Source organism: Pseudomonas hygromyciniae, from assembly GCF_016925675.1.
Classification (GTDB): domain Bacteria; phylum Pseudomonadota; class Gammaproteobacteria; order Pseudomonadales; family Pseudomonadaceae; genus Aquipseudomonas; species Aquipseudomonas hygromyciniae.
In genome coordinates, this window is the sequence record NZ_CP070506.1 from 396,655 (window position 1) to 412,241 (window position 15,587).

The 15,587-nt window shown below is 60.8% G+C and carries 13 protein-coding genes and 2 pseudogenes; 6 read left to right on the plus strand and 9 right to left on the minus strand.

Going from position 1 to position 15,587, the window contains the following annotated elements; genetic code table 11:
* Positions 1 to 206 precede the first annotated feature (206 nt).
* From JTY93_RS01680 to JTY93_RS01705, 6 genes and pseudogenes are all read left to right on the plus strand, one after another.
* Entirely contained in the window at positions 207 to 1,943 is a 1,737-nt protein-coding gene (locus JTY93_RS01680) for a glucan biosynthesis protein G (RefSeq protein WP_205477666.1), read from the plus strand.
* A pseudogene (gene mdoH / locus JTY93_RS01685) lies at positions 1,936 to 4,508 on the plus strand (glucans biosynthesis glucosyltransferase MdoH); the annotation flags it as partial. The gene JTY93_RS01680 and the pseudogene mdoH, both read left to right, overlap by 8 nt.
* 227 nt (positions 4,509 to 4,735) lie before the next feature.
* A complete protein-coding gene (locus JTY93_RS01690) occupies positions 4,736 to 5,536 on the plus strand; it encodes a transporter substrate-binding domain-containing protein (protein ID WP_205477664.1) in 801 nt (266 codons plus the stop codon).
* Between the two features lie 222 nt (positions 5,537 to 5,758).
* Positions 5,759 to 6,556: a transporter substrate-binding domain-containing protein gene (locus JTY93_RS01695; RefSeq protein WP_029295979.1), complete on the plus strand. Its 798-nt coding sequence runs from the start codon at positions 5,759 to 5,761 to the stop codon at positions 6,554 to 6,556.
* Between the two features lie 176 nt (positions 6,557 to 6,732).
* Positions 6,733 to 7,692, plus strand: a complete 960-nt coding sequence (locus tag JTY93_RS01700; protein ID WP_057958060.1) for an amino acid ABC transporter permease — start codon at positions 6,733 to 6,735, stop codon at positions 7,690 to 7,692.
* Positions 7,685 to 8,419 (plus strand): amino acid ABC transporter ATP-binding protein, encoded by a 735-nt coding sequence (locus JTY93_RS01705; protein WP_205477663.1) that lies wholly within the window; start codon positions 7,685 to 7,687, stop codon positions 8,417 to 8,419. The genes JTY93_RS01700 and JTY93_RS01705 overlap by 8 nt, the downstream gene beginning before the upstream one ends.
* Before the next feature lie 15 nt (positions 8,420 to 8,434).
* Here the strand turns inward: JTY93_RS01705 and JTY93_RS01710 are convergent, their stop codons facing one another.
* The 9 genes and pseudogenes from JTY93_RS01710 to hisI all read right to left on the minus strand — a co-directional run bounded on the left by JTY93_RS01710 (position 8,435) and on the right by hisI (position 15,583).
* Positions 8,435 to 10,342 (minus strand): methyl-accepting chemotaxis protein, encoded by a 1,908-nt coding sequence (locus JTY93_RS01710; protein WP_205477662.1) that lies wholly within the window; start codon positions 10,340 to 10,342, stop codon positions 8,435 to 8,437.
* A 187-nt stretch (positions 10,343 to 10,529) separates the two neighbouring features.
* Positions 10,530 to 11,402, minus strand: a complete 873-nt coding sequence (locus tag JTY93_RS29855) for a methyl-accepting chemotaxis protein (RefSeq protein WP_371923394.1) — start codon at positions 11,400 to 11,402, stop codon at positions 10,530 to 10,532.
* A gap of 30 nt (positions 11,403 to 11,432) precedes the next feature.
* Positions 11,433 to 12,446 (minus strand): annotated as a pseudogene (locus tag JTY93_RS29860) (methyl-accepting chemotaxis protein); the annotation flags it as partial.
* 192 nt (positions 12,447 to 12,638) lie between these two features.
* Entirely contained in the window at positions 12,639 to 13,346 is a 708-nt protein-coding gene (locus tag JTY93_RS01720; RefSeq protein WP_205477660.1) for a 16S rRNA (uracil(1498)-N(3))-methyltransferase, read from the minus strand.
* The gene (gene tatC / locus JTY93_RS01725; protein WP_032862241.1) at positions 13,343 to 14,134 is read right to left on the minus strand and encodes a twin-arginine translocase subunit TatC; all 792 of its coding nucleotides are present in this window, start codon (positions 14,132 to 14,134) and stop codon (positions 13,343 to 13,345) included. The genes JTY93_RS01720 and tatC overlap by 4 nt, the downstream gene beginning before the upstream one ends.
* Positions 14,131 to 14,538, minus strand: a complete 408-nt coding sequence (gene tatB, locus JTY93_RS01730; protein ID WP_205477659.1) for a Sec-independent protein translocase protein TatB — start codon at positions 14,536 to 14,538, stop codon at positions 14,131 to 14,133. Before tatB ends, tatC begins: the two co-directional genes overlap by 4 nt.
* 10 nt (positions 14,539 to 14,548) lie before the next feature.
* Positions 14,549 to 14,827 (minus strand): twin-arginine translocase TatA/TatE family subunit, encoded by a 279-nt coding sequence (locus tag JTY93_RS01735; protein WP_029295996.1) that lies wholly within the window; start codon positions 14,825 to 14,827, stop codon positions 14,549 to 14,551.
* 28 nt (positions 14,828 to 14,855) lie between these two features.
* The gene (locus JTY93_RS01740; RefSeq protein WP_029295998.1) at positions 14,856 to 15,188 is read right to left on the minus strand and encodes a phosphoribosyl-ATP diphosphatase; all 333 of its coding nucleotides are present in this window, start codon (positions 15,186 to 15,188) and stop codon (positions 14,856 to 14,858) included.
* Positions 15,189 to 15,190: 2 nt separating this feature from the next.
* Positions 15,191 to 15,583, minus strand: coding sequence for a phosphoribosyl-AMP cyclohydrolase (gene hisI / locus JTY93_RS01745; RefSeq protein WP_029296001.1), 393 nt, complete (start codon positions 15,581 to 15,583; stop codon positions 15,191 to 15,193).
* Positions 15,584 to 15,587: the final 4 nt, after the last annotated feature.

Here is a 15,587-nt window from a genome sequence, read left to right on the forward strand (position 1 = left end):
CCCCTGCTGCGTTATCTCACGGGCTACTAGATAATCGCGCGCTACGGGGATCAGCGTAAATTGGTCCAATTTTGATTTAGGTAGAGACTTGTCCGCTTGCCGATGGGGAATCATTTAGCCCGGTCGGAGTCGGAACAATGCTCGCCAACCTGGCATATAGATAGCTGGCCGTTGGTTTTTTGATCTGTTTTCGGCGAGGGTTGCTCGTGATTGTTAGTCCCTGTAATGCACCAAAATTGTCTGCCAAACGGTTACGAAACGCACTGGTGACGGGCTCCGCCCTGTTTTGCCTGTTCGGCGCGGGTCAACTGTGGGCTTTCAGTCTGGACGATGTATCGGCCAAGGCAAAAGAGCTGGCCGGGCAGAAATACGAAGCCCCGCGCAGCAATCTGCCGAACGAATTCCGCGAAATGAAATTCGCTGACTACCAGAAAATTCGTTTCCGCAATGAAAAAGCCGAGTGGGCCGAGCAGAAAACCCCCTTCAAGCTGTCGTTCTATCACCAGGGCATGCACTTCGACACGCCGGTGAAGATCAACGAAATCACCGCGACCGACGTCCAGGAAATCAAGTACGACCCGACGCGTTTCGATTTCGGTGACGTCAAGTTTGATCCTAAAGCCACCGATCAGCTGGGTTATGCCGGCTTTCGCGTGCTGTACCCGATCAACAAGGACGACAAGCAAGACGAAATCATGACCATGCTCGGCGCCAGCTACTTCCGCGTCGTGGGCAAGGACCAGGTCTATGGCTTGTCCGCCCGTGGCATGGCGATCGATACCGCGCTGCCGTCCGGCGAAGAGTTCCCGCGTTTCACCGAGTTCTGGATCGAGCGTCCAAAGCCGGGTGACAAGCACCTGGTGATCTTTGCCCTGCTGGATTCGCCACGGGCCACCGGTGCCTATCGCCTGATCCTGCGCCCGGGCACCGACACCATTGTTGACGTCAAGTCGCAGATGTTCCTGCGCGACAAGGTCAGCAAACTGGGGGTTGCCCCGCTGACCAGCATGTTCCTGTTCGGCGCCAACCAGCCGTCCAAGGTCCTCAACTACCGTCGTGAACTGCACGACTCCAGCGGTCTGTCGATCCATGCCGGCAACGGCGAGTGGATCTGGCGCCCGCTGAACAACCCAAAACACCTGTCGGTCAGCAACTTCTCGGTAGAAAACCCGCGTGGTTTTGGCCTGTTGCAGCGCGGTCGCAACTTCAGCCAGTACGAAGACCTCGACGACAACTACGACAAGCGCCCAAGCGCCTGGATCGAGCCTGAAGGCGACTGGGGCAAGGGTTCCGTCGACCTGGTAGAGATTCCGACTGCCGATGAAACCAACGACAACATCGTTGCGTTCTGGAGCCCGGCCGAGCTGCCCAAGCCTGGTGAGCCGCTGGATATCGCCTATCGCCTGCACTGGACGCTCAACGACGCACCGTTCCACTCGCCGGACAGTGCCTGGGTCAAGCAGACTCTGCGTTCTACCGGTGATGTGAAACAGTCCAACCTGATCCGTCAACCAGACGGCAGCGTGGCCTATCTGGTGGACTTCGAGGGCCCGTCCCTCAAGGCCTTGAAGCCCGATGCGGCAGTACGCAGCCAGGTCAGCGTCGGTGAAAACGGCGAAGTCGTGGAAAACAGCGTGCGCTACAACCCGCACACCAAAGGCTGGCGCCTGACCCTGCGCTTGAAGATCAAGGACGCAGGCAAGCCGACCGAAATGCGTGCGGCCCTGGTCCAGGACATCGTCAAGCCTGAGCTTGAGCAGGTTTCCACCCAAGTTCTGAAGGCTGACAAAGCCCTGGCCAAGCAACACGAGAAACAGGCCAAGAAAGACGCCAAGGACAAGCAAGACAAGCAGCCAGAAGCTGCCCCAGCCACCCCGGAACCGGTCAAGACAGAACAAGTCCTGACTGAAACCTGGAGCAATCAGTTGCCTGCCGATGAGTAACTCCCAAGTCCAGCCAGAGACTCTTGCCGAGTATCTGGCGCATCTTCCGATGACCGACGAGCAGCGCGCCGAACTGGCGGGCTGCAAGTCCTTCTCCGAACTGCACGAGCGCCTGTCGTCGTCGACCTTTGACGCACCGGTGGACGCCGCGCAGGCGTCGGTTGGCCGCCGCTTGACCCTCAATACGGCCGAAGAGCTCGAAGACGCCGAAATGCTGGTGCTCGACTCCGCTGGCCGGGTTTGCCTCAAGGCCACTCCGCCGATCCGGCGTACCAGGGTGGTGCCCGAGCCTTGGCGTACCAATATCCTGGTACGCGGCTGGCGCCGGCTGACCGGTCGCAGCAACCCACCTGCGCCGCCCAAGGACGAACGCGTGCTGCCGGCTGCGCGCTGGCGCACCGTCGGTTCGATCCGCCGCTATATCCTGCTGGTGCTGATGCTTGGCCAGACGATTGTGGCTGGCTGGTACATGAAAGGCATCATGCCTTACCAGGGCTGGTCCTTCGTCGACTTTGACGAGGTGCGCAACCAGACTCTGCTGCAAACTGCTACCCAGGTACTGCCATACGCCCTGCAAACCAGCATCCTGATCATGTTCGGGATCTTGTTCTGCTGGGTTTCGGCTGGTTTCTGGACTGCGCTGATGGGCTTCCTCGAGCTGCTCACCGGTCACGACAAGTACCGCATCTCCGGCAAAAGCGCCGGCGACGAGCCGATCCCGAAAGAGGCGCGTACCGCGCTGGTCATGCCGATCTGCAACGAAGACGTGCCGCGGGTATTTGCCGGGTTGCGTGCGACCTTTGAGTCGGTGGCCGCTACCGGTGACCTGGATCGTTTCGACTTCTTTGTGCTCAGCGACAGTAACGACGCCGATATCTGCATCGCCGAACAGCAAGCCTGGCTTGATGTGTGCCGCGAAGCCGGTGGCTTTGGCAAGATCTTCTATCGCCGCCGTCGCCGTCGGGTCAAACGCAAGAGCGGTAACCTCGACGACTTCTGCCGTCGCTGGGGCGGTGACTACAAGTACATGGTGGTCCTCGACGCCGACAGCGTGATGAGCGGCGAATGCCTGACCAGCCTGGTGCGCCTGATGGAAGCCACGCCGGACGCCGGGATCATCCAGACCGCGCCACGGGCGTCGGGCATGGACACCCTGTATGCGCGCATGCAGCAGTTCGCTACCCGCGTCTACGGCCCGCTGTTCACCGCCGGCCTGCACTTCTGGCAGTTGGGCGAATCCCACTACTGGGGCCATAACGCGATCATCCGCATGAAGCCGTTTATCGAGCACTGCGCCCTGGCGCCATTGCCGGGTAAAGGTGCGTTCGCCGGTTCCATCCTGTCCCACGACTTTGTTGAAGCCGCGCTGATGCGCCGTGCCGGCTGGGGCGTATGGATTGCCTATGACCTGCCCGGTAGCTACGAAGAACTGCCGCCCAACCTGCTGGACGAACTCAAGCGTGACCGTCGCTGGTGCCACGGTAACCTGATGAACTTCCGCCTGTTCCTGGTCAAGGGCATGCACCCGGTACACCGCGCGGTGTTTCTCACCGGCGTGATGTCCTACCTGTCGGCGCCGTTGTGGTTCCTGTTCCTGGTCCTGTCCACGGCGCTGCTGGCGGTCAACACCCTGATGGAGCCGCAGTACTTCATGGCGCCACGCCAGTTGTACCCGCTGTGGCCACAATGGCATCCGGACAAGGCGGTGGCACTGTTCTCCACCACCATCGTGCTGCTGTTCCTGCCTAAATTGCTGAGCATCATCCTGATCTGGGCCAAGGGCGCGAAAGAGTTTGGTGGCAAGTTCAAGGTGACCTTGTCGATGCTCCTTGAGATGTTGTTCTCCATGCTGCTGGCGCCGGTGCGGATGATTTTCCACACCCGCTTTGTACTCGCCGCGTTCCTCGGCTGGGCCGCGACCTGGAACTCGCCGCAACGTGACGACGACTCCACCCCATGGAGCGAGGCGGTCAAGCGCCACGGCCCGCAGACCTTGCTGGGTTTCTTCTGGGCACTGCTGGTGGTGTGGTTGAACCCAAGCTTCCTGTGGTGGTTGGTGCCGATTGTCGGTTCGTTGATGCTGTCGATCCCGGTCTCGGTGATCTCCAGCCGGGTCAAGCTGGGCCTCAAGTCCCGCGACGAAAGCCTGTTCCTGATCCCCGAGGAATACAATCCGCCGCAGGCGCTGCTGTCGACCGATCGCTACACCCACGAAAACCGTTGGCATGCACTCAATGACGGTTTTGTACGGGCAGTGGTCGATCCGCAGCAGAACGCCCTGGCCTGCGCCCTGGCAACCTCGCGCCATGGCCAGGCGGAGCCGATTGAGTGGCTGCGTACCGATCGCGTACGGCATGCGTTGAAAGTCGGCCCGGCTGGGCTGAACAACAACGAGCGCGTGGCCTTGCTCAGCGACCCGGTGGCCCTGGCCCGCCTGCATGAGCAGGTCTGGAGCGAAGGGCACGCCGAATGGCTTGGTGCTTGGCGCGAGTCGGTCAAGGCCGATCCCCATGCGCCGTTGCTGCCGCTCAAGCCGCTGTCATCCCAGGCTCAACTTGCCTGATTCAGACGCCCCCGAGACCTGTCTCGGGGGCGCTTGATACGCCCGTCCTACAGCACCTGTCGCTTCTTTCTCGACCTTCTAACTTCGATACAAAAGACCCCGGCTCAAGGCGTATTGCCGTGCCTGCCAGTGGGTTAGGATCGCCCCCCAAATCTGTATTGACCGCCTCTGGTTTGCGCTAAACCCGCAACGCCCGGTGCGCGGCTGCTTAATGAAAAAGGGGCTTTTCATGATCAAGGGTTACTGGTCGACACTGCTGTTGGGCATTGTCGTGTTGCTACAAGTGCAGATGGCACAGGCAGGCGCCATCGATGACGCCGTGCGGCGCGGCGTACTGAAAGTAGGGACCGACCCCAACTATGTGCCCTTTGAAATGACTGACAAGCACGGGCGCGTGATTGGCTTTGAAGTCGACCTGCTCGAAGAGATGAGCAATGCCCTGGGGGTGACGCTCGAATGGGTCCCGGTGGCCTATACCGAGCTGATCCCGGGCCTGCTGGCCGGCCGCTTCGACATGATCGGCAGCGGCATGACCGTGACCCAGGAGCGCAACCTGCAATTCAACTTCAGTGATTCATTCATCATTGTCGGCCAGACCGTCCTGCTCCACCCGCGGCTGGCCGGCAAGGTCAGCAGCATTGAAGACTTGAACGAAGCCGACTACCGGATTGCTGCGGCAGACGGCACCACGGGCGAAGCAGCGGCGCGTCGCTTCCTGGGAGCTGCCCAGCTGCGCAGCTTTACCACGGCGGAGGAAGGCGTACGTCAGGTGGTCAGCGGTGAGGTTGATGCGTTTGTCCATGATGCGCCCTATAACCTGATCGCCCTGGCCAAGCCGCAGAACCGCGGGCTGCTGGCCCTGGAACAGCCTTTTACCTATGAACCCCTGGCGTTTGGGGTGAATAAGGGCGATTACGACAGCCTGAATTGGATCAATCACTTCCTTAATCAGATTGCCCAGGACGGCACCTACGATCGGCTGCATGACAAGTGGTTCCGGGACACGGATTGGTTGTCGGAGATCGAGTGACGGTCACAACTGCTTACATAAGTCCTGGAGTCGCACCCTCTGTGGCAAGCCGTCTAACTACGCTTTTCTCCGGCGTTTTGTAGGGTTTTTCTGTCATATCCGCCAACAAATCCCGGCTAGACCTTTGTGCCAGTGGGCGAGTGGGTTAGCATCGCTCCCCGAAGAAATAGTGCAGCCGTTCTAAGGCCTGCATCAAAATAAAATGAGTCAGGGGACTTGGTGATGAAAAAGTATCTTTCGATGCTGATGCTCGGTGTTACAGCCTTGTTGGCAGTCAATACGGCCCAGGCCGGGGCGATTGACGACGCGGTCAAGCGCGGCACTTTGAAAGTCGGCATGGATCCGACCTACATGCCATTCGAGATGACCAACAAGCGCGGCGAAATCATTGGTTTCGAAGTCGACCTGCTCAAAGCGATGGCCAAGTCCATGGGGGTCAAGCTGGAGCTGGTCTCTACCGGTTACGACGGCATCATCCCGGCCTTCCTGACTGGCAAGTTCGACATGATCGGCAGCGGCATGACCCTGACCCAGGAACGCAACCTGCGCCTGAACTTCAGCGAACCGTTCATCGTGGTTGGCCAGACCCTGCTGATCCGCAAGGACCTGGAAGGCACCATCAAGTCCTACAAAGACCTGAATGATGAGAAATATCGCCTGACCTCCAAGCTCGGTACCACCGGCGAGATGGTGGCCAAGAAGCTGATCTCCAAGGCCAAGTACCACGGCTACGACAACGAGCAGGAAGGTGTGCTTGACGTGGTCAACGGCAAGGCCGACGCCTTTGTCTACGACGCGCCGTACAACGTGGTTGCCGAGAAAAAAGTCGGCAATGGCAAGCTGGTGTACCTCGAAGAACCCTTCACCTACGAGCCTCTGGCATTCGGTCTGAAGAAGGGCGACTACGACAGCATCAACTTCATCAACAACTTCCTGCACCAGATCAAGCACGACGGCACCTACGATCGCATCCATGACAAGTGGTTCAAGAGCTCCGAGTGGCTCAAGGACATGGAATAAGCTAGTTGTGGCGAGGGGGCTTGTCCCCCGCTGGGTGGCGAAGCCGCCCCAAAACCAACCCCTGCGGTCTATCTGATACAGCTGGGTAAGCCTTGCAGGGGCGGCTTCGCCACCCAGCGGGGGACAAGCCCCCTCGCCACAGAGGGGCTTGCCCCGACCTTGATGGATGTTGAGCAATGAAACAGAAAAAAGCCCAATGGCCCTGGCACCTGCTGACCGTGCTGGTGCTGGTCGGCATGGCCGGCGCGTTGTACTACGCCACCTCGCTGATGTCCTACGAATGGCGCTGGAACCGCGTGCCGCAATACTTCGCCTACCAGGCTGAAGAGTCCAAGCGGGCGGCGGATATTTCCACCGTGGTTGAGTTGGTGCGCAAGGGCGATGTTGCTGAAGTCACCCTGCGCAATGACGCCGGCGCCGAGCAGCACCTGACGGTTGCCGAAAACAGCCTGCAAGTGGCCCGTGGCGACGATGTGGCCGAAGGCGATGTAATCGGTGTGACCCGGCATTGGGCGCTTGGCCCGTTGATGTGGGGGTTGTGGACCACCCTGTGGCTGTCTCTGGTATCGGGGGTATTGGGCTTGTTCATCGGCCTGGCGACGGGCCTGTGTCGGTTGTCGAATAACCCGACCCTGCGCGATCTGTCGACGATCTACGTCGAACTGGTGCGCGGCACGCCGCTACTGGTACAAATCTTCATTTTCTACTTCTTTATCGGCACGGTACTGAACCTGTCCCGTGAGTTCGCCGGCATCGCCGCGCTGTCGCTGTTTACCGGCGCCTACGTGGCCGAAATCGTGCGGGCGGGCGTGCAGTCGATTGCCCGTGGCCAAGGCGAAGCGGCCCGCTCCCTGGGCTTGAGCGCCAGCCAGTCGATGCGCCACGTGGTGTTGCCGCAGGCCTTCAAACGCGTGTTGCCGCCGTTGGCCGGGCAGTTTATCAGCCTGGTCAAGGACACCTCGCTGGTCTCGGTGATCGCCATTACCGAGCTGCTCAAAAGTGGTCGCGAGGTCATCACCACCTCGTTTTCGCCGTTTGAAATCCTGTTCTGTGTCGCAGGCCTGTACCTGCTGATCAACCTGCCGCTGTCGAAAATGGCCAGTCGGCTTGAGCGGAGGCTCGCGCAAAGTGATTGAAGTCCGCGATCTGGTAAAAGTCTTCGACACCCGTGGGCAGGTGGTCCGCGCCGTGGATCACGTCACCACCCAGGTGGCCAAGGGCGAAGTGCTGGTAGTAATCGGCCCATCTGGCTCTGGTAAGTCGACGTTCCTGCGCTGCCTCAATGGCCTGGAGGAGTTCGACTCAGGCTCGGTGAGCATCGACGGCTTGCAACTGGCCGACCCCAAGACCGATGTGAACGCCTATCGTCGCGAAGTCGGCATGGTGTTCCAGCACTTCAACCTGTTCCCGCACATGACCGTGCTGGAAAACCTGTGCCTGGCACAGAAAGTCGTGCGCAAGCGCGGCAAGAAAGAGCGCGAGGCCAAGGCCCTGGCGTTGCTGGAGAAGGTCGGCATTGCACAGAAAGCCAACGAGTTCCCCTCGCGGCTTTCCGGTGGCCAGCAACAGCGCGTGGCGATTGCCCGGGCGTTGGCCATGGAGCCCAAAGTCATGTTGTTCGACGAGCCTACTTCGGCGCTGGACCCGGAAATGGTCGGCGAAGTGCTGGATGTCATGAAAACCTTGGCCCTGGAAGGCATGACCATGGTCTGCGTCACCCACGAAATGGGCTTTGCCCGGGAAGTGGCGGATCGGGTGTTGTTCTTCGATCACGGCAAACTACTGGAAGACGCAGCGCCCGCGCAGTTCTTCGATTCGCCGAAGGATCCACGGGCACAGGCGTTCTTGCGTCAGGTCCTGTAAGTCCCATGGGCAGGTTCAAACCTTGAACTTGCCCACGCACTGCTGAAGATTCGTTCCCAAGCGTGCCAATTCAATACTTGCTGCCGCCGTCTGTTCGCTGGCAGCAGCGGTTTGCTCCGACACGTCCCGCACTTTCAACACGCTGCGATTGATCTCCTCGGCCACCGCACTTTGCTGTTCGGCGGCGGCGGCGATCTGTGGATTCATTTCCTGGATGACCAGCACGGTGCGCGCGATTTCCGTCAGGGCGTCCCCAGCGTTGCGGGTCAGGCCGACACTGCGATCGGTCAGGGTGCGGCTGTTGTCCATGATATCGGCAACCTGTTGCGTGCCACTGTGCAGCCCGCCAATCAGTTCTTCGATTTCCTCGGCGGACTGCTGGGTGCGCTGGGCAAGGCTGCGTACTTCGTCGGCGACCACCGCAAATCCTTGACCGGCTTCACCGGCGCGGGCGGCCTCGATCGCCGCGTTGAGCGCCAGCAGGTTGGTTTGCTGGGACACTGACTTGATCACCTCCAGCACACTGCCGATCTTCTGGCTTTCCCGTTGCAGGCCCAGCATCGCCTGGCTTGAGCGCGCCATCTCGTGGGCGAGGTGTTCAATGTGCGCCACCGCATCCGTCACCACCTGGTCCCCCAGTTCGGTCTGCTGATTGGCCTGGCTGGCGGCAATCGCGGCCTGTTCGGCATGCCGGGCCACTTCCTGGGCGGTGGCGAGCATCTGGTTCATGGCGGTCGCTACCTGCTCGGTTTCGTCTCGCTGATTGCTGACGCCCGCGCGGGTTTGTTCGGTGACGGCCGAAAGCTCTTCGGCGGAGCTGGCGATCTGCCGGGCATTGTCGCTGATGCTACCGACCAGCCCCCGCAGGTTGAGGGTCATTTGCGCCATGCTGCATTGCAACTGACCCAGTTCATCCCGGCGCCGGGTTTGCACATCGTGGCTCAGGTCTCCATCGGCGATGCGGTTGGCCACGGCCAGCGCCCGGCGTAGCGGTTTTACGATCTGCCCGGCAATCACCCAGGCTGCCAGGGCGCCGAACAGCAAGGCTGCAGCGGTGATGGCAAGGGTTTGGGTACGAGCGTTTTCGGCCTCCTGGTCGCGACGCTCGGTCTGGTCCTGACTGAGCAGGTCACTTTGTGCCAACAGTTGGTCCAGTTGCTGCTCCAGCAGGTTTTGCGCCTTTTCGGTGTTGAGTTGGGTATCGCGCAGGCGTGTCAGATGGGTGCGGATGCTGAGTACGACATTTTTCAATGCGCCGCTGTCCACCGGTAACTTCTCTACGGCGGCCTGGGCCTGTTTGAGGTTGCGTTCAGCGTCGCTGACGGTCTGGGCATAGGCATCCAGGGAACTGGCGGCCCAGGCCGGGCTTGTGGCGCGGTCTTCGGCCTGTTCGATGGCCAGGCGCAAATCCTCGACGGTATCGAGTGCTTTCTGGTCTTCTTGATCGGGTAGGTCGCTGGCCAGTTGGGACAAGGCGTCACCGCTGTCGACGGTGCTTTGTTTCAATTGTTCACGGGCGGTTTCCCGCTGCTTGACCAGTGCCGGTACATCCTTGAGCGTGGTTTTGAACTGACCGGAAATACTCACCATGCTTTGCAGATATTGGAGCGGCTTGGCTGCCTTGACCCGTATTGAAACCTCGGCCAGATAACCGTCGACCCGCTCCATGGAGAGACTCAGTTTTTTCAGGCTGGTCTCATCGTCAAGGGTGCGGTAGACGATGCGATCGGCCCGCAGCTCTTCGCCGGTCACCGCCAGTTGCGCCAGTACGCTCAGGGTCTGTGAACGGTAAAGCGAAGCCGCCAGGGCCTGCCAACCGGTGAGGGCAATCACCAGGCTCAGGGCCAATACCAAGGCAAAGCCCAGAACCAGTTTGAGGGTGACGCTGGCGTCACCCAGCAGTTGAGTCATTCGACGAAGCATGGTCAACCTCCGGCAAGTGAACAAAGGCGTTCGCTGTGCCGGGGCGCCGAAGGGCGTGGACACAGTGAACCCATTTGAACGCTAGTTCCGTTGGGCGCCGGGCGTATGGATCACGGTCCGAAAAGAATGTAGGAAACTTCACAAGCTTTAAGCGGCGACCCGGACGGATCGCCGCGAAGGGCAGGTATCAAACCCGGAAGCGGCCGACCAATGCCTGCAGATGGGTGCCCAGGCGCGCCAGTTCGGTACTGGAGGCGGCGGTCTCTTCACTGGCCGCTGCGGTCTGCTCCGAAACGTCACGCACATTCAGCACGCTGCGGTTGATCTCTTCGGCCACCGCGCTCTGTTGTTCGGCGGCGGTCGCGATCTGCTGGTTCATGGCCTGGATTGCCGAAACCGTGCGAGTGATGTTTTCCAGGGCATTGCCGGCCCGGCGTGTCAGCTCGACGCTGCTGTCGGTGAGGCTGCGGCTGTTGTCCATGATGGTCGCTACTTGTTGGGTGCCACTTTGCAGGCCGACGATCAGTTCTTCGATTTCCTCGGTGGATTTCTGCGTGCGTTGCGCCAGGCTGCGTACCTCATCGGCCACCACCGCGAAGCCGCGACCGGCTTCCCCGGCGCGTGCGGCTTCAATAGCGGCGTTGAGTGCCAGCAGGTTGGTTTGTTGGGCCACGGACTTGATCACGTCCAGGACGCTGCCGATCTTGTCGCTTTCGCGCTTGAGATGGCCCATGGCCTCGGTGGAGTTGCCGACTTCACCGGCCAGGCGCTCGATCTGGGCGATGGCCTCGCCGACCACTCTGTCACCTTCGCGGGCCTGTTGGTCGGCGGCGACGGCGGCTTCGGAAGCCTCTTCGGCATTGCGCGCCACTTCCTGCACGGTGGCGGCCATTTCGTTCATGGCGGTGGCGACCTGGTCAGTCTCGACCTTCTGGCTGTTGACCCCGGCGCTGGTCTGCTCGGTAACGGCCGACAATTCTTCGGCAGCACTGGCGATCTGCGTCACGCCGTCGCTGATCCCGCCGATCAAGTCGCGCAGGCCCATAGTCATGCTTTGCATGGCACGTTGCAGTTGGCCCAGTTCGTCCTGGCGTTGCGACACCAGGTCGTGGGTCAGGTCACCGGCAGCGACCCGCTCGGCGACCTTGAGGGTCTGGCTCAGTGGTATCACGATCTGGCGGGTGATCGCCCAGGCCGCCACGATGCCGAAGACCAGCGCCAGGGCGGTGGCGAGCATCAACAGGAACTTGGCCTGTGCAGCGTCGGCGTCGCGGATGATGGTTTGTGAGGCTGTGAGTTTTTTGCTGCGGTCGAACAGCAGGTCGCCTTGTTCAGCCATGACCTTGAGGGCGGCGGCGCTGGCCACCTGGGAATCACGGAACTGGCTGACTGCCGCGAGATAGGCCTTGAGGGAGTCGCTGGCCTCTTGCAGGTTGGCGCTGTATTGCTCCGGCAATTGACTGCGCAGGCTGTCGGCGTTTTTCAGGGCATTGGCGATGGCGTCCAGGGCCGGCTGCTCGGCCTCGACCTTGGCGCTATAGGTGTAGCCACGTACCTGGAAGCGTGCCTGCTGGATCAATTTGCTCAAGTCGACCACGCTGTTGAATTGGCTGACGCTATCACCTTGCAGCAGGATCTTTTCGATCTCCGAAATACGAGCGACGGCGTTGTCAGCGGTGGCGCCGAGTTTGCTGCGGGCGTCTTCGCGATGGGCGCCGGCCTGGACCATGGCACCGAAGGCTTGTCGATAGTTGGCAACGGCGGCCAGTTGCTCATCGATGATGGCAACATCGGCCGGCTGCTCGATCTGGCTACGTGCGGTCTTCAGGCCGCTGTCGAGCTTCTCCATCAGCTCGTTGACCAACCCGGGACCTTGTTCACCACGGCGCATTTCATAGTCCAGGCGGGCCTGGCGCAGGTCTTTGGTCAGTTCATTGAGGCTGGAAATAAAGCCCAGTTTATCGCCTCGGCTGATCACGCCGCTGAGGCCCGTCCAGCCGGTGAAGGTAATCAGGAGCGTGAGGAGCAACACCAGGCCAAAGCCCACGCTCAGCTTGCGATTGACGCTCACATTCCCCAGTTTTTCAGCTAGCCAACGGTACATGCGGTGAACTCCCCTGAACAAGGCTTGGACTTATCCTGAGGGTATCGGCATGCGAGCGCGATTCTGTAGGCGCGAGCTTGCTCGCGAAAATCGTCAACGATAACCAGTGCTTGCTAAATGAACGCGCCGCTCTCAAGGTTTTCGCGAGCAAGCTCGCTCCTACAGGAGATTTCAGTGGTCTATCAGAGGGGGTTAGAAGAGGCGGGCGAGCAGGGCGGTCACGGCGGTTTCCACACGCAGGATCCGCGCACCCAGTTGCACCGGCTGCAACCCGGCCTTGGCCAGCAAATCCACCTCATAGGGGATCCAGCCACCTTCGGGGCCGATGGCCAGGGTCACCGGCTCATCCAGGCCACGTGGGCAGGGTGGGTAAGCGCCGGGATGCCCGACCAGGCCGAGGGTGCCCTGGGCCAGGGCCGGCAGGCGGTCTTCGACGAAGGGCTTGAAGCGCTTTTCGATGATGATCTCGGGCAGCACGGTATCCCGGGCTTGTTCCAGGCCAAGGATCAGTTGTTCGCGCACCGCTTCGGGCTCCAGGAAGGGCGTCTGCCAGAAGCTTTTCTCGACCCGATAGCTGTTGACCAGCACCACCCGTGGCACGCCCATGGACGCCACGGTCTGCAACACCCGACGCAGCATTTTCGGGCGCGGCAGGGCCAGCAGTAAGGTCAGCGGCAGTTTGGCCGGTGGCGGCTGGTTGAGGCTGATTTGCAGCTCGGCTTCGCCCGCTTCCAGGCGCAGCAACTGCGCATTGCCCATCAAGCCGGCAATGCGCCCGACGCGCAGGCTGTCGCCGACCGCCGCGCGATGCACTTCCTGCATGTGCACCAAGCGTCGGTCACGCAGGACCACCCGGTCGGCCGCGATAAAGTCAGCGTCTTCCAGCAGCAGCAGGTTCACGGTTGTGTCGCTGGCGGCTGGTCGTCATCGGCGGGTTGGTCATCCGGATGTTCGCCACGCTTGCTCACCAGGCTGCCAAACAGGATGCCGACTTCAAACAGCATCCACATCGGCACGGCCAGCAAGGTTTGCGAGAAGATATCCGGCGGGGTCAGGATCATGCCGACCACAAAGCAGCCGATGATCACGTACGGGCGGATCTTGCGCAGGTACTTGACGTCGACCACGCCGATCCATACCAGCAGTACCACCGCCACCGGGATCTCGAAGGCCACGCCAAAGGCGAAGAACAACGTCATCACGAAGTCGAGGTAGCTGGTGATGTCGGTCATCATTTCCACGCCGGCCGGGGTGGCGGCGGCGAAGAACTTGAAGATCAGCGGGAACACCAGAAAGTAGGCGAACGCCATGCCGGTGTAGAACAGCATGATGCTCGACACCAGCAACGGCACGGCGATGCGTTTTTCATGCTTGTACAGGCCCGGTGCGATAAAGCCCCAGATCTGGTGCAGGATCACCGGGATCGCCAAAAACAGCGAAACCATCATCGTCAGCTTGAGCGGCGTGAGGAACGGCGAGGACACGTCGGTGGCGATCATCGTCGCGCCCACCGGCAGGTACTCGCGCAGCGGCGTGGAGACAAAGGTGTAGATCTGCTGCGTAAAGGCAAACAGCCCGGCAAAGATCACGAAGATCGCCGCGACACACCGCAGCAGGCGGGTACGCAACTCGGTGAGGTGCGAGACCAGCGGCATATGCTGGTCGTTTTCCGGTTTATCAGCGCTCATGGGGCTCGCGGCGGCAATGTAGGGTCGTGGGGAGCGGGCGACGCGGCGGGCGTCGGCGCAGGCTCTGTTGGGGGCACGGGCGTTGCGGCCGGGGTGGTTTCGGGCACTGGCGCAATGCTTTGCTCGGCCACCGGTTCAACCGGTGTCGGCGCCTGTTGCTGGGGCGCGAGAATTTTCCGCGCTTCCTGCTCCAGGGACAGAATGTGTTCGTTGTGCAGTTGCCGACGAATCTCGTCGGCGCCGATTTCCCGTTCAACTTCCTGTTTGATGGCGTTGAAACTGCGTTTCAGGCGCCCGACCCACAGGCCAGCCGTGCGTGCGGCGCCGGGCAGGCGTTCAGGCCCCAGCACCAACAGGGCAACAAGGCCGACGAGCAGCAGTTCAGAGAAGCTGATACCAAACATTAGTCAGTGCTCACGAGTCTTTGCGGGACGGCTCTTCGACTTTCTCGGCCTGCACGTCGAAGGTGCGACGTTCAGTGATCGGCTGCGCGGCCTGCGGGTGTACAGGTTGCGCCGGTGGAACCGGATTTGCGCCGGCATCGGCCGGTTTTTCGTCGTCGTTCATGGCCTTGCGAAAGCCCTTGATGGATTCGCCGACATCGGTGCCCAGGTTCTTCAGTTTCTTGGTGCCGAACACCAGGACGACGACCACGAGAATGACGATCCAGTGTTTCCAGTCAAAAATGCCCATGCTGCAATTCCTTAAGTTAGAAAGTTATTCAGGCGGACGGGCGCGAGGCCTTTTCGGCGTGCCCGGACAAGCCGAAGCGACGGTCCAGTTCATCGAGCACGGCCTGTGGGTGCTGCCCCAGTTGGGCGAGCATCACCAAGCTATGGAACCACAAGTCAGCGGTCTCATAGATGACATCGCTGTAATCGCCGCTGATCTCGGCATCCTTGGCGGCGATGATCGTCTCGACGGATTCTTCGCCGAGTTTTTCCAGAATCTTGTTCAGGCCCTTGTGGTACAGGCTGGCGACATAAGAGCTGTCGGCGTCCGCACCTTTGCGGTCCTCCAGCACCTGGGCCACACGGTTCAGGGTATCGCTCATGTTCAATGTCCTGCCGAGTAAATGGCGTGCGGGTCTTTGAGCACCGGCTCGACGGTTTTCCACGCGCCGTTCTCGAACACCCGGTAGAAGCAGCTGTGGCGGCCGGTATGACAGGCGATGTCGCCGATCTGCTCGACCATCAGCACGATCACGTCGGCGTCGCAGTCCAGGCGCATTTCGTGGAGTTTTTGCACATGCCCGGACTCTTCGCCCTTGCGCCACAGTTTGCCACGGGAACGTGACCAGTAGATGGCACGCTGCTCGGCGGCAGTCAGGCTCAGGGCCTCGCGGTTCATCCAGGCCATCATCAGGATGCGCCCGGTCTTGTGGTCCTGGGCAATGGCCGGCACCAGGCCGTCACTGTCCCACTTGATCTCGTCCAGCCAGTCTTTCATCTTC